Source organism: Salimicrobium halophilum, from assembly GCF_900100295.1.
In the GTDB taxonomy this organism is placed as follows: domain Bacteria; phylum Bacillota; class Bacilli; order Bacillales; family Halobacillaceae; genus Salimicrobium; species Salimicrobium halophilum.
Genome location: NZ_FNEV01000004.1, coordinates 38,158 through 61,770, shown reverse-complemented (window position 1 = coordinate 61,770; position 23,613 = coordinate 38,158). Strand labels below are relative to the sequence as shown.

Genomic DNA, 23,613 nt, shown 5'->3' with positions numbered 1-23,613 from the left:
TATGAGTAAGTTGAAAATCGGAGTGATCGGTACCGGAGGAATTGCTATTCAGCGTCATATTCCTGCTCTCCGATCACTGGAAGATAAAGTAGAGTTGGTCGCTGTGCAGGATGTGAACAAAGAACGCGCAGAAGAAGTAGCGGGAAGATTCGCGATCCCGGAAGTCTGTGAATCACCGGACGAGTTGTTTGGTCTTGTAGATGCTGTCATCATTTGCACACCGAATAAATTCCATGAAAATTTGAGCGTTCATGCACTGAATAAAGGAGTTCATGTCCTCTGTGAGAAGCCGATGGCGATGAACGCTGTGGAAGCGTCATCGATGCTGGAAGCTTCTGAGAAAAACGGACGGACCCTGGCAATCGCTTATCACTACCGCCATATGGAAGAGGGACGGATGGCCAAGAAGGTGACGGAAGCCGGAGAAGTCGGCAAGCCGCTCGTTGCGAGAGTCCAGGCGATGCGTCGCAGAAAAGTACCGGGGTGGGGAGTTTTCACGAATAAAGAGCTTCAGGGAGGCGGGAGTCTGATTGATTTCGGCTGTCACCTGCTTGATTTGTCTCTATGGCTCCTTGGAAATCCGAAACCGGTGGAAGTGAGCGCACAGACGTACAATGATCTGAGTAGAATTCCCGGACAGGTGAACGACTGGGGCACATTCGATCATGAAACGTTCGAAGTCGATGATCACGTCACGAGTTACATACGATTTGAGAATGGCTTATCGCTGCAGTTCGAATGTTCCTGGGCGGCCAATATCAAAGAGGATCATACTACGGTAACTTTGTCCGGGGTAGATGGCGGTCTGAGTGTATTTCCGTTCGAACTGTACCAGACGAAGCACGGGGCTGTTTGGGACGCTTCCCCTGTACTGAAGGATGAAGAAGAAGTGGAAATCGGCGTCAAACAGCTCAGCAACTTCATCGGTAGTTGTCTCGGTGAAGAAGAACTGGTGGTGGATCCGGCAGAAGCGCTCAGAGTGACGGCGATCATCGATGCGATGTATGAGAGTAGTCAGAGCGGCCGGGCTGTCAGACTTGATGGATAGGAGGAATGGAAATGAAACTGGGTGTATTTACTGTATTGTTTTCCGACCTCTCCTTCGAGGAGATGTTGGATAAGGCGAAGGAATCAGGGTTGAAAGCAGTGGAAATCGGAACGGGTGGATACCCGGGAAATGCTCACTGCAACGTAGATGAACTTCTGGAGAGTGAAGAAAAGCGCCGGGCGTACCTGGAAGCGGTGGAGAAGAGAGGACTTGAGATCAGTGCTTTCAGCTGTCATGGAAATCCGATCTCTCCGGATGAGGCATTTGCGGAAGAGTCTCATGATATTTTCGTCAAAACGGTGAAGCTGGCCGGAATGATGGGGGTGCCGGTCGTGAACACGTTCTCCGGAACTCCGGGAGGATCTGAAACCGACAAAACACCGAACTGGCCTGTAACACCATGGCCGGAGGAATATTCGGCGATTCTGAAGTGGCAGTGGGAAGAGAAACTCGTTCCTTACTGGAAAGAGCAGGCGACGCTGGCTGAAGAGCACGGAGTGGACATCGGCCTTGAGCTTCATGCCGGATTCCTTGTGCATACGCCGTATACGATGTTGAAGCTACGTGAAGCGACTTCTCCCCGGATAGGCGCTAACCTTGATCCGAGTCACCTGTGGTGGCAGGGGATCGACCCGGTAGCAGCCATCAAAATCCTTGGAAGAGAAGATGCCATTCACCATTTCCACGCCAAAGATACCTATATCGATCAGGAAAACGTGAACATGTACGGACTGACAGATATGCAGCCGTACGGGGAAGTACGCACCCGCGGCTGGAGCTTCCGTTCTGTCGGATATGGCCACAGTGTTCAGGAATGGTCGAACATCATAAGTGCCCTGCGCACATTCGGATACGATCACGCCGTAAGTATTGAACACGAAGACCCGATCATGTCGATCGAAGAAGGCTTCCAGCGCGCAGTGAATAATTTGAGAAACGTGCTGATCGAACAACCACCTGCCGACATGTGGTGGGCATAAGGAAAAGCGGAGAAGGCCCGCTTAGAAACCTCAGTCATAAGCAACTTGGTCAACGAAAGGTGCCCTTTCCTTTCTTTGATCCAAGTTGCTTATGGCTCGAGTTTCTGGCCTTCGTAGCTAGACAAGGAAAAGCGGAGACAGCCCGCTTAGAAACTCCAGCGCGAGGAACTTATGAGGTGATTTTGTCCTCAGTGATTGAAAAAGCACCGCATAAATAACGATAAGCCACACTTTTTCTTCTCATTCATCGGAAAACGTCGAATAATAATTTATTTGCGGTGTTTTACTTTGATTCCCAAGCGGAAACTGTAGCATAGACTCTGCTTCATGGCGCACGGAGAGATATAGGAAAGATACATAACTGGAAAAGGAGAGAACGAACATGGGGAAACAATCAGGATTTATGGGCGGCATGTACGCCGTCAGCGAATGGATAGCCAAATTTTCACTGACGAACCTTGCTTGGTTCGCTATGAACCTTCCGCTCGTGCTCCTCGTGTTGAGTCTTCTTGACGCAGCGAACGCCGGAGAAGCTTTGGTGCTTCTCGTTCCTATCGTCGTACTCGCCCCGTTCCTCTTCTTTCCGGCAACGACCGCTCTCTTCGCAAAAGCACGGGAGTGGGTAAGGAAAGATTACGTAGTGAACAACAAATCCTACCTTTCTTATTACAAAGAAAACTACCTTCAAAGTATGCTTGGAGGCTTTGTTTTTACCTTCTTTTGGGTCATCGTAGCTCTCGATGTCTACTATTTCTCTTTGAATAATACGATAGTGATGGGCGTGTTCCTTGTCACTGGAATTCTTCTGTACGTGTGTACGGTGAATTTCTTTGCAACTCTTGTCCACGTACAGTTACCTCTCAGGAAATTGTTGAAGCAGTCGTTCTTCATTACGCTTGGCAGCCCTATTCTCTTCGGGGCGATTGCTATTACAAGTGGATTCGTCCTGATGATCAGCGTCTACATGTTCCCTGTCATCATACCAGTGTTTACTGGATCGATTATCGCTTTTCTCAGCTTCTCTGCTTATTATCGGTTCATTATCACTATCAAAGACGATGAAGAATAATCCAGTCCGATCATCGGGCTGGATTTTTTGTTATGGACGATAAAAAGTTATATTCTTGAGAAAGGAGGTAGATATTATGGCACAATTCGATGTAATCATTGTAGGAGCGAGAGTGGCGGGAGCGAGCCTTGCGATAAGACTTGGGCAAATGGGGAAACACGTACTCGTTCTTGATAAAGCTTCTTTTCCGAGTGATACCCTATCGACCCATCAGCTTTCCCATATCCAATACCTGGACGTACTCGGGGTACGTGAGAGCGTCGAGCAGCTCGGTCTCCGGGAAATCAATAGAATGCGAACGTACATAGGTCGAAATTTCACCGATGGAGAACGGGGAACGAGCACTGTCATTCCAGGACGTGCGGTTTTTGATTCGTTACTGATGGAAAAGGCCGTTTCCTACGAAACCGTGACGTTCAGGCAAGGGGCCCAGGTTCGCAGGCTTTTGTACGAAGGGAAGACGGTGACCGGTGTAGAGACGGTTGATAAGAAAGGGAACCTTACAGATTACCAGGCGGGGCTCGTCGTAGGAGCGGATGGCAGGAATTCCACCGTAGCCAGGGAAGCGGGAGCCAGGATGTATGATTATGAACCGGCAGAACGTCCTGTCTTTTACGGCTATTATGAGGGCATGACGGCTTTGCCTGACCCGACGGTAGAGATATTTCTCGATGAAGGACGGATCGGATTCGTCTTTCCGATGCAGGAAGGAGTGGACTGTCTCGGGCTTGAAATCCATTCGAGTGAGTTCAAGAAATTCGCGAAGAACCCACAAGAGGAATTTGAAGAAGTCTTCAGACGGCTGTACGGAATGGATGAAAGGTTGAAGGGAGCGACGCTTATCGGAAAAGTTGTCGGGACACCCGGAGTTCCTAACTTCTTCCGGGAACCTTACGGTGACGGTTGGGCGCTTATCGGAGATGCGGCTCATTCGAAAGATCCGAGCACCGGACTAGGTATGAACGATGCGATCTGGCAGTCTCTCCTTCTGGCTGAAGTCATTCAGAGAATAGAGGAAGGAGCATCCTTCGACGAAGAAATGGAAGGCTTCCATAAAGAAAGGGACGAAGCGTTGAAACCTTCGTATGATATGACGCTTGATTATATCAGGACGTTAAGGGGCTGGAGAGACGAAGAGTTGGAAGCCTTCAGAAAATGGGCTTCCAACCCGCTGCTCGTCAAAAACCAAGTTCCTGTGCTGACGGAAATGTTCCCTCAGGGGTGAATCTCGATGAATGGATGCTTGTCTTCATCGAGCCAGTTCATGATCTTTTCTATATTCGGTTCTGAGACGGCGATACATCCGAGGGTCGGGCTCCCAGCCCCTCGCCATACATGGAGGAAGATAGCACTCCCGGCCCCCGGAACCGTAGGATTTTTATTGTAGTTGATGGCTACGGCATGTTTGTATAAGTCGATGTTGAGGCGTTCGAAAGAGTTCCAGCGGGCATAGGGATTGCCACCGTATTCTACCCACTGGTTATAGTTCGCCGAGGAAGAATCATCGATCCAGTAATCATTATCATCGACCCCCCGGTATGGATAAGTCATACCGGCGGGTTTGTCTCCCCAGCCGAATCCGGTTCCGAGGGAGTAGGTGCCGACAGGAGTTTTCGGATCGCCTTCCCACGTCTGACCCGCTCCATCTTTTCCGAGCACGGCATTCATTGTTTCAAAGACTTGTTCATAGGTACCGTTCACTTTTTCGTAAACTTTCAGCGTTGCACCGTATCCGGATGTCTCTTCCACGACGATTTTCTGTTTTGGAGGGGCAGCTATTGTTTCTGAACGGAAGGACTCCTCCATGGCACGTGCGACGAAAGCGGCGAATTCCGCTCGCGTGAGAGTTTTGTCAGGTTTGAATTCTGCGTTACCGAAGCCCTGGCTGATTCTGTTCGCAGCGAGAGCCTGCACCCCTTCAAAATAAGGATGATTTCCTGGTACATCGATGAATAGCTGTTCCTGTCCGGATGCTTCTAGGTCAAAAGCGTTCGAAATGATATGAGCCATTTCTTTTCGGGTCAAGCCTTCCTTTGGTACGAGAGTAGCTCCATCCGGGTACCATCCCTCATCGACGATAGCTGCGATAGCAGGATACGTCCAGTGATTGGGGGAGATGTCCTGGAAGGAAGGAGCTGGTCGGTTCGCTGTTTCCAGTTGAAAGGCTCTCTGTATAATCACGAAAGCCTGTTCTCGGGTTACGGTATTGCCAGCTCTGTATGTACCATCTGTATATCCGTGGATGGCTCCTTTGTCTGTAATATATTCGATTTCGTCATATCCCCAATAGGAAGGAGATACGTCAGTGTACGTCTGCGCCTGTATAGCTGAAGGTGCAAGCAGACATACGCTAATCATTACGAGAAATGAGATAAGCTTCTTCGACACGGGTCACTACCTCCTCATAGGTCGGATTGTCTCTGAGAATGGCGAGCATCCCTTTGATAATAGCCGTTCGTGGTGAGGATGCCTCCATTTCTTCCTGTAAAATGGTGAGCGTTTCTGCTTCTTCCCCGGAAGCCGTTTTCTTCGATTCTTCGATGAGCTCAGGCAGAGATGGCTTCTCGTCGGTGAGGAATTCTTCCGGAATAATTCCGGACATGAATGACTTCGTCAGGACAGGAGCATCTTCGTGGGTCATGAACCCCTCGACGATGTAATCGATTCGTTTCAAAAGCGCTTCTGCAAGCGTTCGATACTCCACGTGAGCCCCTTCTACGAGAATCAGTTCGAGGAATGCTTTGTACATACCTTCGATCAGGATGCTCACTTCGAAAGAGATCGACTCCGCTTTATCTCCGTAGATAGATAGGATGTGGTTCTGGTAAAAGTAGTAGGATTCATAACGCATGCGTTTCGTGAATGTCTCGATATCTTCGTTGAAAGGGATCGTCTGCTCACGGATCTGCATGATAATGAATTCACGGTGGGAGGCGATTTCTTCAAACATGACAGTGAGCTGGTCGACGAACATACGGCGCGGATCTTCTTCATCTTCCGCACATTCCTCGATTTTCGCTTTCATCTGGTTGTAATAATAGTCGAACAAGGCGAAAAGCAGCTCATCTTTCGAGGAAAAGTGAAGGTAGAAGGCACCTTTGGAGATACCAGCATTCTTCGCTATTTCCTGCACCGACGTGGCGCTGAATCCTTTCTTCGCGAATAGCTTGATCGCTGATTGCATAATAGATATAGATTTTTCGTCCATAGTAAAATCTCCTTGGGATCGCTGATGCTTTCATTATAACACGGGTTTGGATGCCACCGGTCTGCCCGCACGTATTTTTTCTACCTGTCAAGAAGCCTTACGGTACTGTCTCACTCTTTTGAAACGATCGCTTGTATATAGGAAGAGTCCGGCCCAAATGAAAGAAAAGGCGATGAGGTGAACATGGGTGAACGGTTCCTGATAAAGAAATACCCCGATCAGCAGCATAAGGGTCGGTGCTATGTATTGAAGGAATCCCACCATCGATAAAGGGATCCGCTTCGTTCCGCTTGTGAACAATAAAAGCGGAATCGCCGTCACGGCGCCTGTACTGAAGACGAGTAGAGAGTTCATAGACATCCAGCTTACTTCTCCGAGCGGTCCGGCGGCAGGGATCAGGTAAATAAGAGCAAGCGGCGTGACGATCATCGTTTCCACCGTAAGACCGAAAATAGCCGGGATGGCTGCAAGTTTCTTGAGAAGTCCGTAGATGGCGAAACTTGATGCCAAAGCGATGGAGACCCAGGGGAAAGCCCCTACGTTTATCGTCATATAAGCGACACCGATGCCTGCCAGGAGAAAGGAAAACCACTGCGGCTTCGTGAACGTCTCTTTCATTACCAACATTCCGAGCATAATGCTGATCAGCGGGTTGATGTAATACCCGAGACTGGCCTGGATGACGTGACCGCTATTGACCGCCCAGATGAACAGGAACCAGTTGGCGCTGATGGCGAAGGCTGCGAGAGTGATGCCGATTAGAGCTTTCTTGTCTTTTCCTAAGTCTTTGACGCTCGATAAAAAGTCTTTCTGCTTCCTTAGTAACAGGATGATGATTCCCATAAATACAAGCGCCCACACAATGCGGTGGGCGAGAACTTCAAATGCGGGGATATGGTCCAGAGTCTTCCAGTATATCGGAAGGATGCCCCACAGCATATAAGCGCTTATGGTCACTAATATCCCTTTTTTCTCCTCTTCCACTTTTCTCACTTCCTTTATATATCTGTACGTGTGTGAATCTCCCCATACACATCGTTTCGGAATTAATAGTCGTCTGATTGCCTGTTGCGGATGCTTCCGCTTTTCTTGTCCAGCTACGACATCCAGAAGCCCGTGTCTTAAGTAGCCCTGATCAGAAAAAAGAAAGAGCACTTTTGTCTAACAGTTCTACTTATCACTGAGGTTTCTAAGCGGGGCTTTTCCGCTTTTCTCTATATTTTACTTGACCAGTTCAGTCAATGGAAGATTATTGCTTTGGTGGCTGCTCATTTTTATCGATTTCGTGTTCGATGAAGAAAGCCATTTCTTCCTCAGCTATGAGAGGGAGATTTTCCTGGGCTGGCCCTTCGACGATTTCACCGTCGATAGTGAAGCGGGAGCCGTGGCACGGGCAGTCCCATGTTTTCTCCGCGCTGTTCCATTCCACTTCACAACCCATATGCGTGCAAGTCGTATCGACGAGGTGGAGGCTTCCTTCTTCGTCTTTATAAGCTCCAATCCGCTGTCCGCGCCATTGTACGACTGATCCTTCGTCATTCTCGAGACGTTCCGCACGTTTGTCGACGAGTTCGACTTTCCCTTCTATGAAATGAGTGGCCACATTGGTAGCGTTTTTGAAGAAGTCTTTGCTGATGGCGAAACGACTCGGCCTGAATATGTGCGCATACTCGTCCTTCTCACCGAGAATTTTATTCGTGATCACTTTGGCGGCGACCACACTGTTGGTCATCCCCCATTTGCCGAAACCGGTCGCTACATAACAATTGTTGCGCATTTGTCCTATGAACGGCAGGTTATCCGAAGTCAAATGGTCATGAGCGGACCACATGGCTGTCACTTCTTCTGCTCCATAGTTCTCTTTTGCGTAAGCGATCAGGGCATCATAGTGAAAAGAAGGGTCTTTTCCTTCGCCCGGACGATGATTTTCCCCGGCGATAATCAAATGATCGCCGGAGGTTCGTATGGAACGTACCGTGTCATCAAGCGAGAGGTAGTATCCCTCGGGAAAATCGGACTGCGGTTTGACAGCTACCACATAGGATCGTTCCGGACGGGTGCGTGCAGCGAGAAGACGGAATGGATCGAAAATAGGGAAGTGGGTCGCGGATACGAAGTGATCGAAGCGGATGGTATGTCCCGCCCCGGTTTCCAATTCATCTTCTTTTACTTTCGTCACAGGAGTATTTTCATAAATGATCACTCCCCGCTCTGTCAGAAGAGAAGCAATCTCTTTAAGGAAGAGCAAAGGGTGGAACTGGGCCTGATTCGGCATTGTCAGCGTGTTTTCACCCGAAGAAAAAGGAATATCGAGCTGTTTGTACGCTCGCTGCTCCAGGCGCAATTTCTCCTTACCCTTTTCCGTTTCCGCAAATAAGTGTGCCTCCGTCACTTCCCACTCACAGGAAATCTGTTCTTCATGGATGATGGCCTGGATTTCGCGTATCCCGTCCACTTGAGCATCGTAATAGAGCCTGGCCACGTCATTCCCGGAATGATGGAGAAGACTCTGGTACCTGTCTCCGTGCTGGGCGGTGATTTTCGCAGTCGTATGGCCGGTAGTACCTGAAGCCAGCCGGTCCGCTTCTACAAGAACGACCTGTTTCCCCTGCTTGTTCAAATGATAAGCAGTCAATAGACCGGTGATCCCACCGCCTGCAATGACGACTTCCGCTTTCTCGTCTTTCTTCAATTCCGGAAAAGCAGGGGTGTCGATTTTTTGCCACAATGATTTCATAGTATCCTCACCTTTTCATTCTTTGATCTCGCTTTTAGGGTTGGCTAATCAGGGAAGATACATGCAGGGAAATAGACAGGTTTCAGTAAGGATTGATATAATATTTTCCGTGCTTGACGGATTTTACATAGCAGTAAAGAAAGAAGGAAAATAATGAAACAGCCGCTATGGACGAAAAGTTTCCTTAACGTATGCGTAAGTAACTTTTTCATATTTCTTGTGTTCTATATTCTGTTTGTGACGATGCCTCTTTTCGCTATTGATGAATTGCAGGTCCGTGAGAGTGATGCAGGGCTTGTGGTGACGATCTTCCTGTTGTCAGCTATTATCATCCGGCCTTTGTCCGGTCATTGGGTCGATGCCATCGGGCGTTTGCCGATGGTGGTGACGGCTCTCGCCATTTTTTTCATAAGCAGCGGTCTCTACTTCTTTGTGGAGTCGTTCGGCTGGCTGCTCGCTATCCGGTTTCTCCAGGGTATCGGATTCGGGATGGGAACGACTGTCATGGGGGCTCTTGCAGCTGATGTCGTCCCGGATGAGAGGAAAGGGGAGGGCATGGGATACTTCGCCATGTCGATGAACCTGGCTATGGTCGCCGGTCCGTTTCTTGGTCTGACGATTACCCAGTCCTTTTCCTACCAGGTGCTCTTCGCCATATGTGCGTTCTTTGCCGGTCTCGCTTTTTTGTCAGGGATTGTGATCCGTATTCCAAACACCCTGAATGGAAAGAAGGAAGGAAGTCTCATGCCGAATGTGAATGGGCTACTTGAGAAGGCGGTACTGCCTATCGCTTTCACCGGAGCATTTATTGCTTTAGCGTATTCAAGTGTGTTATCTTTTGTTTCGGTACACGCGAAAAATGTAGGATTAGAGGAAGCGGCCAGCTACTTTTTCGTCGTTTATGCTGTAGTCCTTTTATTATCCCGGCCTTTCACTGGAAGGTGGTTCGACCGTTACGGGGAGAATGTCATCGTCATTCCGGCGATTGTCCTGTTCAGTCTCGGGATGTTTCTTCTCGGTACAGCCGAGACGGCATTTGTACTTCTCGCAGCCGGTGGTCTCATCGGTCTTGGCTATGGAACGATCGTGCCGAGTATGCAGACGATCGCTCTTCAAAAAGTTCCGAAGCGGGCAGGTGCGGCGACTGCCACCTTCTTCACGATTTTCGATATCGGCATCGGTCTTGGTTCGTTCGTTGTGGGAATCATTGCGGAGAGCATGGGATTCGGAAGTCTTTATATGAACAGTTCCGTATTTATACTTCTGATTGTCGGAATCTACATGCTGCTCCATGGACGCTATGAGCGCGGGAAGTATAAAAGGGATTACAGATATAGTAAGGTTTAAACCGTTTCGATAGGGGAACATAGAAAAAAGATGACAACAGAAAAGAAAGGATGAGCGACTGTATGTTCAAAAAATTGTTTGGTAAAGAAGATAAGAATGTATCTATCACAGCTCCACTTACGGGGAAGGTTGTAGAACTCGATGAGGTACCGGACCCTGTATTCAGTCAACGTATGATGGGTGACGGAGTGGCGATTGAACCTGCAGAAGGAAAAGTGGTAAGCCCGGTCGATGGAGAAATCGTACAGATTTTCCCTACGAACCATGCTGTTGGAATTAAGACCAGCAATGGCCTTGAAGTTCTTGTCCACATCGGTCTCGAAACAGTAGCGATGGAAGGGGAAGGATTCGAAGGTCACGTGAAGCAAGGTGACAAAGTGAAAACGGGAGATACCTTGGTTACTTTTGACAAAGATCTCGTAGCCGAGAAAGCGAAAGCGGTTATCACACCTGTTATCATTACGAACTATGATGACGTCGTGGATTCCTTTGAAGCGCATTACACAGATCAGGCGACAGCCGGAGAGACGGCAATCGCATCTGTAACTGTCAAATAAAAGTGAATGATGTTCAGGAAGCCCGGGAGAACGATTTCCGGGCTTTTTTTGAAAAGATAGACACGGGATAAGTCAGGAAAAGGAGTGGATAGCTATGGAGGAACAGGAACTTAGGAAAGCGATCAGAGATGAAGTACATAAGCAAAAGGAAACCGTGGAGAATGACCCCCACCGTCAGGCCTATCATCTGATGGCACCTGTCGGCCTGATCAACGATCCGAACGGTCTGATCAAATGGGGAGAGGATTATCATCTATTCTTCCAATGGAGTCCGTTTCAGCCTGGGCATGGAACAAAGGTATGGGGCCACTACCATACGAAAGATTTCGTCAACTATACGCTCGAAGAACCGGCTCTTGTCCCGACAGAGTGGTACGACAAAGACGGCTGTTTCTCAGGAAGTGCTGTTGAAGAGGATGGAAAGCTATATCTCTTTTATACCGGTAACACAGAAGAAAACGGAGACATCCTTGAAGAATATCAGACAGCTGCCGTTTCAGAAGATGGGAACTCTTTCCGGAAGCAGGGGGTGCTGATCGAGAAACCTGAAGGGATCACTCCCCATTTCCGTGATCCGAAAGTCTGGAAAGAGGGCGATACATGGTACATGGTCGTCGGTGCGCAGACGGAAGATAGGCGCGGAGCTGTTCTTCTTTATACTTCAGAAGATCTTCAGCAATGGACGTACATGAAGCGTCTGGCGGAAGCGGGGGATGAGGAAGGATATATGTGGGAATGCCCGGACTTCTTCAGGCTGGATGGTCTGGACATTCTGCTTTTCAGCCCGCAGGGGATAGAACCGGACGACATCCATTTTCATAACGTCTATCAGTCGGGGTACGTTATCGGAAGAACGAAAGGGGATCGATGGGAGCGAGGAGATTTCCATGAACTCGACCACGGCTTCGAATTTTATGCACCGCAGACGTTCGAGGCGGATGGGCGTCGCATCATGATCGGCTGGATGGGAGTACCGGACCAATACGAAGAGGCACATCCTACCGTTGCCAATCAATGGATCCACAGCTGGACGATTCCGAGAGAATTGACGTGGAATGGGGAGAGGATCGTTCAGACGCCTATAATGGAAACGAAGGCGTGGAGAACCTCCGAAATTCCTGTGGAGCGGACCGAGACAATCGAAAACGATCAGCGGGAAGTGGAGGATGTAGGTGGTCGTGTGATGGAAGTGGCTATCGACTTTGAAGAAATCGGTGATATGTGGGCAATCGAGCTTTATCATGAAGCTTCTCTCTCCTATAAGAAATCGAGGAACCTGTTAACGTTGTCGCGTCCTCATCCGGAAGATGCGGAGAAGACACAGTTCCGGCATGTCCAGCTCGATAAGCCGCTTAAGTCCCTGCGTATGTTCTTCGATTACTCCTCCTTTGAAGTGTTTGTGAACGAAGGGGAAGAGGTATTTACATCAAGGATTTTTGCAGATGCGGCACTCACTGACCTGGCCTTCACATCCCTTGGTACGTCAACGTTTCATGTGAAGAAATGGGAGCTTGCTCCGATAGAGATAGATTCGAAGTTGTAATGTACGCTTGGGCCGTCTTCCTTGTTAATTTGCAACCGTTCTATGCGTAAAATATGGTAAAATAGGAACAAATGATAAGAAAAAGAGGTGCCGATAGATGACCCAGGAAAAGAAGCTCAAGTCCTCGGAGCGTCGGGGAGAAATTTTACGAAAATTGAAAGATTCCTCTGCTCCTATTACGGGAAAATCCCTGGCAGAAGAAATGAGCGTGACGAGACAGGTGATTGTAGCGGATGTTTCACTTTTGAAGGCGGGCGGAGAGCCGATTATCGCCACCAGCCAGGGATACCTGTATATGAGAGAAGAAAAGAAAGGTTTTCCTTACAGAAAGACGATTGTGTGCTGCCATAATCGCCTGGAAACGAAGGATGAACTTGAGATTCTCGTCGACCACGGGGTATATGTCCAGAACGTCGTCATTGAACACCCGGTCTACGGCGATCTGAAAGCTGAGCTTCATTTGGGGAATCGTCGTGACGTGGAACGTTTCATGGAACAGGTGAATGCTTCGAACGCCTCTTATCTTCTGGAATTGACAGATGGGGTGCACACCCATGAGATCGCTGCAGACCGCGAGGACGCCCTGCACGAAGCTGTCCGCGAATTGGAAGAGAAAGGCATTCTCATGAAGTAGAAGCAGAGGAGCGGCTCTGCTTCTTTGTCTTTTTAAAAATCCGTGTGCTATAGTAGGTAAGAAAGACTCATAAAAAGAGGAAGTGGCGGACGTGGAATTCATTCCTTATTTTGTAACGATCATCATCATATTGAACGTTCTGCTTGGATTCACGATCATTTTCCTGGAAAGAAGAGATGCCAGCGCAACGTGGGCCTGGCTGATGGTCCTGCTATTCGTACCGGTAGCGGGCTTTATTTTGTATCTCGTTTTCGGGCGTCGGTTAAGCAATAAAGAAATATTCACCTGGGACAAAAAGGCACGCCTCGGGCTTCTTGCAGCTGTGCAGGATCAACTGAGATCCATTGAAAACGGGGAACTTGAACTGAAGTATAAGCAGCTCGAGCCCTATGAAGATTTGATTTACATGCATTTGAAGAATAATGATGCGGTGCTTACCCAGGATAATCAATTGGAACTCTTTACGGATGGGGAGAAGAAATTCCACGCATTGATCCAGGATATCGAAAATGCGGAAAATCATATCCATCTTCTTTATTACATAGTGCGTCATGATCAGTTGGGCAATCGACTGGCTGAGGTTTTGAAAAGGAAAGCGAAAGAAGGCGTAACGGTGAAGTTCCTGTATGATGATATGGGATCGAGGGTGTTGAGCCGTTCGTATATCAAAGAGATGAAACGGGCGGGAGTGAAAGTGGAGTCCTTCTTCCCTCCACTGATTCCGAAGCTCAACATGAAAATCAATTACCGGAACCACCGGAAGCTTGCCATCATCGACGGGAAAGTCGGCTATATCGGCGGGTTTAACATAGGCGATGAATATTTAGGAAAAAGCGCGAGGTTCGGGTATTGGCGCGACACTCATTTGCGCGTCGTCGGCAGTGCCGTCCACAACATGCAGACGAGATTCATCCTGGACTGGAATCAAGCATCGAAGCGGGATATTTTGTATGATGAAAGCCTTTATCCACCCTTCGGTGATGAAGAACCCGGGGACTCCGGCGTGCAGATTGTTTCAAGCGGTCCGGATTCCGAGTGGGAACAGATTAAGCACGGATATATAAAAACGATCCTTTCAGCCAAGGACTATGTTTATATCCAGACCCCTTATTTCATCCCGGATGACAGTCTGCTCGACGCTGTACGGATCGCTGCTCTGTCCGGAGTGGATGTGCGCGTGATGATACCGAATAAACCGGATCATCCTTTCGTGTACTGGGCGACTTATTCGAATGTCGGGGATCTGCTTTTCGCGGGTGCGAAGGTGTACATCTATCAGAACGGTTTTCTTCATGCCAAAACGATTGTCGCAGACGGTCTGATCTCTTCCGTCGGGACGGCGAATATCGATGTGCGAAGTTTCCGTCTCAATTTTGAAGTGAATGCCTTCCTGTATGACCCTGGATTAGGAGAGACCTTGACCGAGCGGTTCCTCGAGGATAGCGTCCTGTCTACAGAGCTCACGTACAAAATGTATCAGGATCGTTCGCTGTGGATCCGATTCAAAGAGGCGGTGGCGAGGCTTTTGTCCCCTATTCTTTGAACACAAAAAACGTGTCTTCTCCCTGTGAAAGTGGAGAGGACACGTTTTTACGTTTATTTTGGATTTTTGCACATGCCAGGGATGAGGAAGATGTCGATGAAGAGCCAGATCCATAAGAGGGCCAGCGGGAACCATCCGATCAGGATGCCGGATGTCGCCCATCCGAATACGCCGAGGACCAGCTGTGCAATTCCGGATCCGGTCCTTCCGGTGTAGAATCTATGGATACCCAATTGGCCAAGGAAGAACCATAGAACGTAAGCAAGAATCATGTTTCTTTGATGCATGGGAAAGCTCCTTTCTATCAGTAAGTGAGTAGTAGTGCAAAGACTTTCATGAGGTATAGGACATTTTTTTCACCGCTTTCGTGTGAAAATGTCTTATAAGATTTGGTATGCGACGAATTCGTGCTATTTCCCACAGAAGAATAAGGCATAGCTTATTTTATGGTACAGTTTCTTCCTTCATCCATTCAATAATGTCGCATACCTTCGTTTTCCCTGATTTCTCTATAAAAAAACAAGCGGAACACCCATCAAGGTGCTCCGCTTGCAAAGAGAGGTTAAAGGTTTGGATCTGCCGCAGTGAGTGCTGCGGGTCTTTCAGGAAATTCTTTTATCTTTCCGTCGTCTCTTTTCCTATTGGGGAATAGGGAGCGGCAGAGGAGCCGCGGCACCGGCCTTTTAAGGACCGGTGTTCGTGGAGGGAATTCCGCCTCCACGCGGGGTGTCTCCGCATTTCTTTATTGTTCTGAAAGTGTCAGGGTAACTTCCTGCTGCTCGCCATTTCTGAAGACGGTCAGTGTAGCTTCGTCCCCGGCTTTTGCGTCTTCATAGAGATACTGTCTCAAATCAAGGGTCGAGTTGATTTGTTCTCCGTCAATTTTTGTAATCACATCATTCTGCTTCAGTCCTGCTTCAGCGGCAGGAGTGTTCTGGGCTGTTTCTCCGACAATGACGCCGCCTTCTACGTTTTCAGGGATATTCAATTCCTGAACAGCGCGTGCCGGTAGTTGAGATAAGTCATAAAGGGATACGCCGATATAAGGACGTTCGACTTCTCCTTTGGACTCAAGTTCTGCGGTGATGGATGTCACGGTTTCTGCCGGAATGGCGAATCCGATGCCTTCTACTTCCGCTTTTGCGATTTTCATCGAGTTGATACCGATGATTTTACCGTTCTTGTTGATGAGCGCTCCCCCGCTGTTTCCAGGGTTGATGGCTGCATCGGTCTGCATGACTGTCGTCTGCCAGTCAGGCTTGCTGTCTCCGTTGAGATCGACAGGAACGTTACGATCCAATCCGCTGACGATACCCTTCGTTACAGATCCTGCAAAATCCATGCCGAGTGGGTTACCGATTGCAATAGCAGTCTGGCCAACCTCTACATTGTCACTGTTCGCAAAATCGGCAACTTTCCCGACGTTTTCTGCATCTATTTGTAAAACGGCCAGATCCGTAAGAGGGTCACTTCCCTGCAATTCTGCATCTACTTTCGTTCCGTCACTCATGGTGACTTCGAGCTCGGAAGCATTTTCTATGACGTGATGGTTCGTCACGACATATGCCTGATTTCCGTCTTTCTTGTAGATGACCCCGGATCCTGTACCGGCATTTTGACTACCACGCGGCGTTTCCTTGATGGAACTGACACCGACGACTGTTTCCTGGGCTGCCTGTATAGCGTCCGTCGTATTCTTTTCTGTGTTTTCGACGGTCAGAGGGTTTGCCTGAGCTGTTTCAGGATTCGTTTCTATATTGATTTTGATTCCCTGGGATTGAAATATGGCAGTAACGATAAAGACGGCTACGATTGCTCCGAATACGCTGAATGCGAACCCGTTTCGTTTGCTGTTTCCTGTATCATTGACGTTTCGTTTAAAGAGTTTCATCGTTCGATCGTGACTCCTTTCTGTTACAATGTGTGTACATCGGTCTGATAACCTTACAATGCTTATTATAAAAAATACGTATGGGAAACGTTTGGACCATTTACGGCAAAAATGTGTAAATACAGGAGGTACTTTGATGGATGCTTATATCGGGTTGGTAGAAGATGATGCGAACATCCGTGATATTGTAGAAAGTTACTTGGAGAAAGAAGGATATGAGGTGCAGGCTGTCGATAATGCGGAAGCGGCCTGGGACATCTTCCATGAATCCTCGAAACCGGATTTATGGGTCCTTGATATCATGCTGCCGGGGATGGACGGCTATGAATTCTGTAAAAAAATCCGGGAGCATTCGGAAGTTCCGATCATCATCATTTCCGCGAAGGATGAAGAAGTGGATAAAATACTCGGCCTTGAACTTGGAGGAGATGATTATCTGACGAAACCGTTTAGTCCTCGAGAGCTGGTCGCGCGCGTGAAGCGGCATGTGAAACGTTGGAAGCAGATGAAACCGGAGACGGGGGACGAAGATGAGATCGTCACTTCGGGCGCCCTTGAATTGAACGTGACCGAGCGCCTTGCCTTCTATGAAGGAGAAGAAGTGGAGACGACGCAGAAGGAATTCGAGATGCTGAGGGTATTGGCGGAGCATGAGAACCGCGCCTTCTCCCGGGAAGTGCTTCTGACCTCCGTATGGGGAGATGATTACTTCGGAAGTGACCGGGCTGTGGATGATTTGATGAAGCGTCTCCGTAAAAAATTCCCGGATCTCGATCTTGAAACGGTCTGGGGGTACGGCTACCGACTTCGGGCCGGCGACGCATGAAACTGCTGCATCAGCTGAACGCAGCATTTACAGGTCTGATTCTGGTAGTCATGACCGTGACGGCAATCGTTTTGTACTCGTTGATCATGGATCTGTTTGTTATGGATGAAAAACGCCAGCTTGAGATGCGTGCCGAGTTGCTCGTGGATATACTGAATGATCCGGACAGGCTTCTTCAATCGCCGGAAGTCTCAAACCTCATCCAGGACCAGAACTATCCTCTTCTCCTTTTCGACAAGTCCAGTGAAGAATTGTTGTTTTATACGTTGCCCCGGGGAGCAGCTGTAGATTGGGTGAAGCGTTATGAAGAAGAACTTGCCGGGAGTGACATTTGGGATAGCGGTTATGGTCAGTACGTAATCACCGATCAGGAATTGAGAGGAGATCAGGTGCTTGTCATGGCGACGCCACTCGGGGATCTCGCCGGGGTGCAGATGAACTTTGTCTGGCGGATGGTGCTTATTTTCATCCTGGGGCTTCTCCTTGCAGCCGCCATCAGCTATCTTTTCACAAGAAAACTGGTGACACCGCTTGAGCGGCTGAAGAAAGAAGTGGAAAAAATCGAGAAGCGTCAATTCCGTGATGTGCAGCCGGTCCGTGCTACGGGTGAGATCAAGGAAGTGGAGCAGAGCGTAAGACAGATGGCCGGGGAGCTCGAACGGTACATCCGCTCCCAGCAGCAGTTTTTCCAGAATGCCTCGCATGAACTGAAGACACCTCTTATGTCCATCCAGGGGTACGCAGAAGGGATCAAAGACGGGGTGTTCGAAGGGGAGAAGAGAGATCGTGGACTGACGGTGATGGTCGAAGAAATCGATCGTCTAAAAAAAATCGTCAATGAAATGATCCTGCTTGCCAAGCTGGACAGCAACGAAGATATCTATCATCCGGAGCGTCTGAAAGTGAGTGAATGGACCGGTCGTGCGGCTGACAGGCTTTTACCTCTTGCTGAAGAAGAAGGGATCGAGGTGAACGTGGATGTGAAAAACGATGGTTACATCCAGGCCGATCCGGAGCGTTTTCTTCAAGCGCTGATGAACATAGGTCGTAATGGATTACGGCACGCCTCTTCGAATCTGAGTATAACCGTAGTGAAGAACGGGGAATTTCTCATTCGTATTGCTGATGACGGGGATGGGATCGATGAAGACGTTATGCCTCATCTGTTCGAGCGCTTCCAAAAAGGGAAAAACGGAGAGACAGGGCTTGGTCTTGCTATTTCCCGGGCTATCGTTGAAAAGAGTGGAGGAAGCATATCCGCTTATAATCAGGAAGGAAGCGGCGCTGTCTTTGAAATCACAATTCCTGCCGACGAGTGAATGGGAAGAAAAAGTGATATAATAGAGAAGAAGTTTCAAATAGAAAGGAAGAAGGCGACATGGAAGCAAAACGATGCATGGATTCCTTCACCGTAAAGAATTCTCACGTCTTACCTCCCGATACGAATAGTCACGGTACGCTGTTCGGCGGAAAACTGATGGCTTATATTGATGATATTGCTGCGATTGCAGCGGTCAGACACTGCCGGAAGCCGGTAGTGACGGCTTCGATCGACTCGGTGGACTTTCTTCATCCGGTCTTCGAAGGCCACGCGATTTGTCTCGAAGCATTCGTGACATGGACGCACAATACATCGATGGAAGTGTTCGTGAAGGCCATCACCGAAGATCTTCTGAGCGGAGAACGAAAGGTATGTACGACAGCGTTTCTCTCTATGGTTGCAGTTGATGAAGAAAATCGTCCTGCTCCCATTCCTTCCGTTTACCCGGAATCGGCTCAGGAGAAGAGACTGCATGAAGGTGCGGCGATCCGCCATGAACAGCGGAAAGAGAGGCGCAAGGAATCGAAGGAACTCGCAGAAATGTATGGAACAGGACTCCCTTGGTAAAAAGAGTGGTAGAAATGAACCTGGAACAAAACCAGCTGTAATGATGCAATTCTGAACGTTCGAATGGAATAGGACCTATTAAAGAAAACACGTCGACTCCAGCAGGAACAGCACGATCTTAAGCCGTGCCTGCGGAAAACGACGTGTTTTCTTTTGTTTGCTTTATTCATCCATCACAAGGACTGGAGGGCTTTTTCTTTCTGCTCCACGGGACGCTCCGTCGTCATACAGATGGAATCCCAGTCGTGGGCGGCTCCATCGCGCATCGTCACGATCCGGTCTGCGATCGCTTTGGCATCTTCCCGGTCGTGCGTGACGAAAACGGTCGTCGTCTCCGTCTGTTTGATGATGTCATGAAGTTCATTTCTGATGTTGATCTGAAGGTCCGCATCGAGACTCGAGAACGGTTCATCCAGCAACAGAAGGGCAGGCTTAGGAGCCAGGGCTCTCGCCAGTGCGATCCGTTGCTGCTGGCCGCCGCTCAATTCGTGAGGGTACCTGTTTTTATATGCTTCCATCCGGACGAGGCGAAGCATCTCTTCTGCACGGGGCTTGCGTTCTTTCTTCGGCCATGTCCCGAGACCGAATTCTATATTTTTACGGATCGTCATATGAGGAAAGAGAGCATAATCCTGGAACACCATTCCGATGCTTCTTTTTTCCGGTGGCAGGAAGTGTCGATCGTCGGCGACCGTCTGCCCGGCTACAGTGATAGAACCTTCATTCGGTGTCTCAAGCCCACTCAATAGACGAAGGACCGTACTCTTGCCGCTTCCGCTCGAACCGAGAATGGACAGGATTTCCCCTTTTTGGATCTCCAGGCACAACTGATGGATGACTTCTTGACTACGGTAACGGAAACAAAGGTTTTCGACGGAAACGAACATATCAGCTTCTCTCCTTTTTCAGAACATAGTAAAAAAAGTAAATGGCCAGAGCACTCAGCGTGATGATCAACAGCGAAGGAAGGGCTGCTTCCTGGATCTGCTCATCGCTCGCATACTGATAAGCCTTGGTGGACAGAGTGTCAAAATTGAAAGGTCGCAGGATGAGCGTCAGCGGAAGTTCCTTCAGGATTTCGATGAAGGAAAGAATGAACCCGCTGATCACCGCTCCTTTGACCATCGGAAGATCCACTTTGAAAAATGTCGAAATGGAACCTTTTCCGAGCAGGCGCGAGGCTTCATGGAAACTCGTTCCCGCCTTATCGAACTCGGCATCGATGGCATTGAATCCGATCGCCAGGAATCGGATCGCGTAGGCTATGATGAGAATCAGCAGGCTTGTGCTCAGGAATAGTGTCCCGTCCATGTCGAATTGTTCATATAAAGCGGCAAGTACATTATCTATATAGATGAACACGGTACTGATACCGACGGCGATAACGGCTCCGGGTATAGAATAGCCTAAAATCGTCATTTTGGAAAGTGCTTTGGCCGGAAGCGACTTATTGAGCCTTGTAAAGTTTGCAATGACCAGGGCCCCGATCATGATCATCGCCGCACCGGAAATGGCAGCGATGAGAGAATTGGTGAGCAGCGTCCAGAATTCGGCTGTCACTACCTTTTCATACGTCAACATCATCCACGAGACGAGTTGAAGCCCGGGAATCACGAAGCCGATCGAGAAGATAGCGAGACAGTAAAAGAAGGCGCTCCATTTCTTCCGTCCGGTCAGTTTTTTCTTCTGAAGCGGATGTACGCGGGAAGTCGTATAACTGTATTGCTTCCTGCCGCGGAGGATTCTTTCCCCTATGAGCAGTACAGCGATGATGAACATGACCGTAGCTGAAAGTTTAATAGCGGATGCCAGGTCATTCATCCCGAACCACGTCTGGAAAATGGCCGTCGTGAATGTAGGGACACCGAAGTATTGGACGACGCCGTAGTCATTCAGGACCTCCAGAAGCACGAGACTTGTACCGCCGATGATGACGGCTCGTGAGATAGGGAGGACGACGCTGAAGTAAATCTTTGTCCCGTTTTTCCCTAGCAGACGGGCATTCTCAATCAGTGAAGCCGATTGTGTCTCCAGGTATGTCTGCGTCATCGTGTAAATGTACGGGTACAGGAACAGCGTGAATATGAATACAGCCCCCGGGAGGTTCAGGATGTCGAAATACTTCTGGTCGAGATCCAGCTCGAAGGTATCCCGTAACGTCGTCTGAATGACACCCGTGTAGTTGAGCATGCCGTGATACGTATAGCCTCCGATGTAAGGAGGAATCGCAAGGGGAAGAATCAGCCCCCACTTGAAGAACCGGGTCCCCGGAAAATCATAGGCCGTCACCAGCCAGGCAAGGCTCGTTCCTATGAAGATAGTAGTAAGCCCCGTGAAGAACAGCAACAGCCCGGTGTTTTTCAGAAGGTCGGGCAACAGGTATTGCCGAACGTGATCCCACTGATCGGCGGGTTCCGTGAAAAATTGAAGTAAAATAACGAAATTAGGAGCGATCACCGTAAGGACGATACCTACAGTGAGAATGCTCCATATATTTATATACTTGGATGAAAATAGCGATACATTCAACAATACCCCACGCTTTCCATAGATCAGAAAATGTCGTACCCCGTCAAGGATACGACATTTCAAGTATTACTTCCAGCCGACTTCATTCATAATTTCGATGGCGCGCTGATTATTTTCCCCGAGTTGCTCGAGAGGAAGATCCTGTTCTTTGAACTCTCCCCATTCCTGAAGCGTTTCTGCTGCTTCGACATCAGGATTGACCGGGTATTCGTAGTTGGCTTCTGCGAACTGGGACTGTGCTTCCTCGGTTGTAAGGAATTCGATGAACTTCACAGCGTTCTCCGTGTTTTTGCTGCTATCAGTAAGGCCGATGCCACTGATGTTCACGTGAGCGCCAGAAGAGTCCTGGTTCGGGAAGATGATTCCGAGCTGGTTGGCAACGTCGACTTCTTCCTGGTCTTCAGAGTGGAGCATTTTGCCGAGATAGTACGTGTTCATGACGGCTACATCGCCTTCACCGGCAGCAATGGCTTTCGCCTGGTCACGGTCCCCGCCCTGCGGTTCTCTAGCCATGTTATCGACAATACCTTGAGCCCATTCTTTCGCTTTCTCTTCGCCTTCAAGAGCGATCATGGAAGCAAGCAGAGACTGGTTATAGATGTTGGAAGAAGAACGGATCAGTACTTTGTCCTGAAATTCTTCATTCGTAAGATCTGAATACGTCTGGATGGAAGATGGATCCACCCGTTCTTTGTGATACGCGATGATACGGGCACGTTTCGTAAGTCCTGCCCAATTCTTATCTGAATCGATGAATTTCTCCGGAACATTCGCTTCTACCGTTTCACTTTCAATAGGCTGAAGAAGGTCCTGGGATTTGGCACGATCCAGACGTCCGGCATCCGCTGTCATAAGAAGGTCCGCTTCAGAAGCTTGTCCTTCACGATCGAGACGGGCAATAAGTTCATCATCTTTCCCTTGGATGACGTTCACTTCGATTCCTGTTTCTTCGGTGAATTGATCATACAGTTCCTGGTCCGTTTCATAGTGACGACCTGTGTACAGGTTTATTTCCCCTCCGCTTTCTTCTTCGGAAGCAGAAGTCTCTTCGTTTTCTGAGGAGGAGGTGTCCTCATTTTCTTGTTCTGATCCTTCATCTGCACTATTTCCGCAGGCAGCGAGCAGAAGGAAGAATCCTAGAAATAATGTTAGGGTGATGAATTTTTTCATGGTTGGTTCCACCTTTCTATGTATTAGTAATGAAAATCATTCTCAATGACAAAATCTATTCTACACGATTTCCCCCGTGAGTCAATATCTTTTCAGAAAAAAATAAAAAAACGCAGAAAAGGGGGCAACTGCTCCCATTCCCTGCGCTTAAGGTGATTCTCCTACGAAAAAAAATCTGTTGCCCGTGCTTCTTCCACTTGTTCCTCAATGGACTGGATGAAATCTTCACCTTCCGATTGATCCAGCAGTCCGGCATCCATCGGTAAAAGCATGTCGGATTCGGAGCTTTGGCTTTCGCGCCCGAGCCGGACGAAGAAGCCGTCATCGGTTTCTTCAAGTGTCGCCTGCTTGACGGTCGCCGGTTCCTGGTTCTCTATTTCTTCTAATGTATCTACTTTATCTCTATGGAAAGCCTGGTTTTTGCCACTGTAATCAGAAGTGATGAACAAAGCGGCAGTGAGAGCGCAAGCGATGATGAATATCGTAAGGTAATGTTTCATTTACGTGGTCTCCCTTTTCTGTTTCTATATTAATGACTCATTGTACTTACTTAGAAGAAAAAGTCAACGAAAAATACATTTGATTTTTTTTAGGTTATTGATAAAGTGGAAAAGGGAAAGAAAATTGTAACTGTTTGTAAAAT

Annotated in this window: 22 protein-coding genes; 12 read left to right on the top strand and 10 right to left on the bottom strand. The window is 48.6% G+C overall.

The features are described from left to right. Position 1 precedes the first annotated feature (1 nt). The 4 genes from BLQ44_RS07510 (at position 2) to BLQ44_RS07495 (ending at position 4,322) form a co-directional block, all read left to right on the top strand. Positions 2 to 1,048, top strand: a complete 1,047-nt coding sequence (locus tag BLQ44_RS07510; protein ID WP_093193281.1) for a Gfo/Idh/MocA family protein — start codon at positions 2 to 4, stop codon at positions 1,046 to 1,048. A gap of 11 nt (positions 1,049 to 1,059) precedes the next feature. Next, positions 1,060 to 2,028 carry a sugar phosphate isomerase/epimerase family protein gene (locus BLQ44_RS07505; RefSeq protein ID WP_093193280.1) on the top strand — a complete coding sequence of 323 codons (969 nt, stop codon included), beginning with the start codon at positions 1,060 to 1,062 and terminating at the stop codon, positions 2,026 to 2,028. A gap of 382 nt (positions 2,029 to 2,410) precedes the next feature. After that, positions 2,411 to 3,097 carry a YesL family protein gene (locus BLQ44_RS07500; RefSeq protein ID WP_093193279.1) on the top strand — a complete coding sequence of 229 codons (687 nt, stop codon included), beginning with the start codon at positions 2,411 to 2,413 and terminating at the stop codon, positions 3,095 to 3,097. Between the two features lie 76 nt (positions 3,098 to 3,173). Further along, complete coding sequence (locus BLQ44_RS07495; protein WP_093193278.1) at positions 3,174 to 4,322, top strand: NAD(P)/FAD-dependent oxidoreductase; 1,149 nt, start codon at positions 3,174 to 3,176, stop codon at positions 4,320 to 4,322. Here BLQ44_RS07495 and BLQ44_RS07490 read toward each other — a convergent pair. The 4 genes from BLQ44_RS07490 to BLQ44_RS07475 all read right to left on the bottom strand — a co-directional run bounded on the left by BLQ44_RS07490 (position 4,313) and on the right by BLQ44_RS07475 (position 9,042). Continuing rightward, positions 4,313 to 5,485, bottom strand: coding sequence for an S-layer homology domain-containing protein (locus BLQ44_RS07490; RefSeq protein ID WP_093193277.1), 1,173 nt, complete (start codon positions 5,483 to 5,485; stop codon positions 4,313 to 4,315). The two genes, BLQ44_RS07495 and BLQ44_RS07490, sit on opposite strands and share 10 nt — an antisense overlap. Next, on the bottom strand, positions 5,448 to 6,305 hold the full coding sequence (locus BLQ44_RS07485; protein ID WP_093193276.1) for a TetR/AcrR family transcriptional regulator: 858 nt from the start codon (positions 6,303 to 6,305) through the stop codon (positions 5,448 to 5,450). The genes BLQ44_RS07490 and BLQ44_RS07485 overlap by 38 nt, the downstream gene beginning before the upstream one ends. 87 nt (positions 6,306 to 6,392) lie before the next feature. After that, positions 6,393 to 7,289 carry an EamA family transporter RarD gene (gene rarD / locus BLQ44_RS07480; RefSeq protein ID WP_093193275.1) on the bottom strand — a complete coding sequence of 299 codons (897 nt, stop codon included), beginning with the start codon at positions 7,287 to 7,289 and terminating at the stop codon, positions 6,393 to 6,395. 265 nt (positions 7,290 to 7,554) lie between these two features. After that, entirely contained in the window at positions 7,555 to 9,042 is a 1,488-nt protein-coding gene (locus BLQ44_RS07475; RefSeq protein WP_093193274.1) for an FAD-dependent oxidoreductase, read from the bottom strand. 153 nt (positions 9,043 to 9,195) lie between these two features. Here BLQ44_RS07475 and BLQ44_RS07470 point away from each other — a divergent pair, with 153 nt between their 5' ends. From BLQ44_RS07470 to cls, 5 genes are all read left to right on the top strand, one after another. Next, entirely contained in the window at positions 9,196 to 10,389 is a 1,194-nt protein-coding gene (locus BLQ44_RS07470; protein WP_093193273.1) for an MFS transporter, read from the top strand. Between the two features lie 62 nt (positions 10,390 to 10,451). Further along, complete coding sequence (locus tag BLQ44_RS07465) at positions 10,452 to 10,946, top strand: PTS sugar transporter subunit IIA (RefSeq protein ID WP_093193272.1); 495 nt, start codon at positions 10,452 to 10,454, stop codon at positions 10,944 to 10,946. Between the two features lie 94 nt (positions 10,947 to 11,040). Then, positions 11,041 to 12,489 carry a glycoside hydrolase family 32 protein gene (locus BLQ44_RS07460; protein ID WP_245688127.1) on the top strand — a complete coding sequence of 483 codons (1,449 nt, stop codon included), beginning with the start codon at positions 11,041 to 11,043 and terminating at the stop codon, positions 12,487 to 12,489. 97 nt (positions 12,490 to 12,586) lie between these two features. Further along, entirely contained in the window at positions 12,587 to 13,123 is a 537-nt protein-coding gene (locus BLQ44_RS07455; RefSeq protein ID WP_093193270.1) for a transcription repressor NadR, read from the top strand. A 91-nt stretch (positions 13,124 to 13,214) separates the two neighbouring features. After that, on the top strand, positions 13,215 to 14,666 hold the full coding sequence (gene cls, locus BLQ44_RS07450) for a cardiolipin synthase (RefSeq protein ID WP_093193269.1): 1,452 nt from the start codon (positions 13,215 to 13,217) through the stop codon (positions 14,664 to 14,666). Positions 14,667 to 14,719: 53 nt separating this feature from the next. On the opposite strand, the gene BLQ44_RS07445 is transcribed toward cls, so the two are convergent. Beyond that, positions 14,720 to 14,953: a TM2 domain-containing protein gene (locus BLQ44_RS07445; RefSeq protein ID WP_093193268.1), complete on the bottom strand. Its 234-nt coding sequence runs from the start codon at positions 14,951 to 14,953 to the stop codon at positions 14,720 to 14,722. A gap of 455 nt (positions 14,954 to 15,408) precedes the next feature. Then, a complete protein-coding gene (locus tag BLQ44_RS07440; protein WP_093193267.1) occupies positions 15,409 to 16,557 on the bottom strand; it encodes a S1C family serine protease in 1,149 nt (382 codons plus the stop codon). Positions 16,558 to 16,693: 136 nt separating this feature from the next. Between BLQ44_RS07440 and BLQ44_RS07435 the strand changes: the two genes are divergently transcribed. Genes BLQ44_RS07435 through BLQ44_RS07425 form a run of 3 tightly spaced genes read left to right on the top strand, consistent with a single transcriptional unit; the run spans position 16,694 to position 19,271 of the window. After that, a complete protein-coding gene (locus tag BLQ44_RS07435; RefSeq protein WP_093193266.1) occupies positions 16,694 to 17,383 on the top strand; it encodes a response regulator transcription factor in 690 nt (229 codons plus the stop codon). Then, on the top strand, positions 17,380 to 18,702 hold the full coding sequence (locus BLQ44_RS07430) for a sensor histidine kinase (RefSeq protein WP_093193265.1): 1,323 nt from the start codon (positions 17,380 to 17,382) through the stop codon (positions 18,700 to 18,702). Before BLQ44_RS07435 ends, BLQ44_RS07430 begins: the two co-directional genes overlap by 4 nt. Before the next feature lie 59 nt (positions 18,703 to 18,761). Continuing rightward, positions 18,762 to 19,271 carry an acyl-CoA thioesterase gene (locus BLQ44_RS07425; protein WP_093193264.1) on the top strand — a complete coding sequence of 170 codons (510 nt, stop codon included), beginning with the start codon at positions 18,762 to 18,764 and terminating at the stop codon, positions 19,269 to 19,271. 173 nt (positions 19,272 to 19,444) lie between these two features. Here the strand turns inward: BLQ44_RS07425 and BLQ44_RS07420 are convergent, their stop codons facing one another. From BLQ44_RS07420 to BLQ44_RS07405, 4 genes are all read right to left on the bottom strand, one after another. Beyond that, a complete protein-coding gene (locus BLQ44_RS07420; protein WP_093193263.1) occupies positions 19,445 to 20,158 on the bottom strand; it encodes an ABC transporter ATP-binding protein in 714 nt (237 codons plus the stop codon). Position 20,159: 1 nt separating this feature from the next. Continuing rightward, positions 20,160 to 21,770 carry an ABC transporter permease gene (locus BLQ44_RS07415; RefSeq protein WP_093193511.1) on the bottom strand — a complete coding sequence of 537 codons (1,611 nt, stop codon included), beginning with the start codon at positions 21,768 to 21,770 and terminating at the stop codon, positions 20,160 to 20,162. A 96-nt stretch (positions 21,771 to 21,866) separates the two neighbouring features. Then, positions 21,867 to 22,970, bottom strand: a complete 1,104-nt coding sequence (locus BLQ44_RS07410; RefSeq protein ID WP_093193262.1) for a Fe(3+) ABC transporter substrate-binding protein — start codon at positions 22,968 to 22,970, stop codon at positions 21,867 to 21,869. A 161-nt stretch (positions 22,971 to 23,131) separates the two neighbouring features. Then, positions 23,132 to 23,470 (bottom strand): hypothetical protein, encoded by a 339-nt coding sequence (locus BLQ44_RS07405; protein WP_093193261.1) that lies wholly within the window; start codon positions 23,468 to 23,470, stop codon positions 23,132 to 23,134. Between the last annotated feature and the right edge of the window lie 143 nt (positions 23,471 to 23,613).

Excerpts from the sequence above, each read along its gene's own strand:
- BLQ44_RS07425 (WP_093193264.1), top strand. The coding sequence starts at position 18,762 with ATGGAAGCAAAACGATGCATGGATTCCTTCACCGTAAAGAATTCTCAC.
- BLQ44_RS07510 (WP_093193281.1), top strand. The coding sequence starts at position 2 with ATGAGTAAGTTGAAAATCGGAGTGATCGGTACCGGAGGAATTGCTATT.
- BLQ44_RS07505 (WP_093193280.1), top strand. The coding sequence starts at position 1,060 with ATGAAACTGGGTGTATTTACTGTATTGTTTTCCGACCTCTCCTTCGAG.
- BLQ44_RS07405 (WP_093193261.1), bottom strand. The coding sequence starts at position 23,470 with ATGAAACATTACCTTACGATATTCATCATCGCTTGCGCTCTCACTGCC.
- BLQ44_RS07465 (WP_093193272.1), top strand. The coding sequence starts at position 10,452 with ATGTTCAAAAAATTGTTTGGTAAAGAAGATAAGAATGTATCTATCACA.
- BLQ44_RS07460 (WP_245688127.1), top strand. The coding sequence starts at position 11,041 with ATGGAGGAACAGGAACTTAGGAAAGCGATCAGAGATGAAGTACATAAG.
- BLQ44_RS07420 (WP_093193263.1), bottom strand. The coding sequence starts at position 20,158 with ATGTTCGTTTCCGTCGAAAACCTTTGTTTCCGTTACCGTAGTCAAGAA.
- BLQ44_RS07500 (WP_093193279.1), top strand. The coding sequence starts at position 2,411 with ATGGGGAAACAATCAGGATTTATGGGCGGCATGTACGCCGTCAGCGAA.
- BLQ44_RS07485 (WP_093193276.1), bottom strand. The coding sequence starts at position 6,305 with ATGGACGAAAAATCTATATCTATTATGCAATCAGCGATCAAGCTATTC.
- BLQ44_RS07455 (WP_093193270.1), top strand. The coding sequence starts at position 12,587 with ATGACCCAGGAAAAGAAGCTCAAGTCCTCGGAGCGTCGGGGAGAAATT.
- BLQ44_RS07435 (WP_093193266.1), top strand. The coding sequence starts at position 16,694 with ATGGATGCTTATATCGGGTTGGTAGAAGATGATGCGAACATCCGTGAT.
- BLQ44_RS07410 (WP_093193262.1), bottom strand. The coding sequence starts at position 22,970 with ATGAAAAAATTCATCACCCTAACATTATTTCTAGGATTCTTCCTTCTG.
- BLQ44_RS07495 (WP_093193278.1), top strand. The coding sequence starts at position 3,174 with ATGGCACAATTCGATGTAATCATTGTAGGAGCGAGAGTGGCGGGAGCG.
- BLQ44_RS07475 (WP_093193274.1), bottom strand. The coding sequence starts at position 9,042 with ATGAAATCATTGTGGCAAAAAATCGACACCCCTGCTTTTCCGGAATTG.
- BLQ44_RS07430 (WP_093193265.1), top strand. The coding sequence starts at position 17,380 with ATGAAACTGCTGCATCAGCTGAACGCAGCATTTACAGGTCTGATTCTG.
- BLQ44_RS07470 (WP_093193273.1), top strand. The coding sequence starts at position 9,196 with ATGAAACAGCCGCTATGGACGAAAAGTTTCCTTAACGTATGCGTAAGT.
- BLQ44_RS07445 (WP_093193268.1), bottom strand. The coding sequence starts at position 14,953 with ATGCATCAAAGAAACATGATTCTTGCTTACGTTCTATGGTTCTTCCTT.
- BLQ44_RS07440 (WP_093193267.1), bottom strand. The coding sequence starts at position 16,557 with ATGAAACTCTTTAAACGAAACGTCAATGATACAGGAAACAGCAAACGA.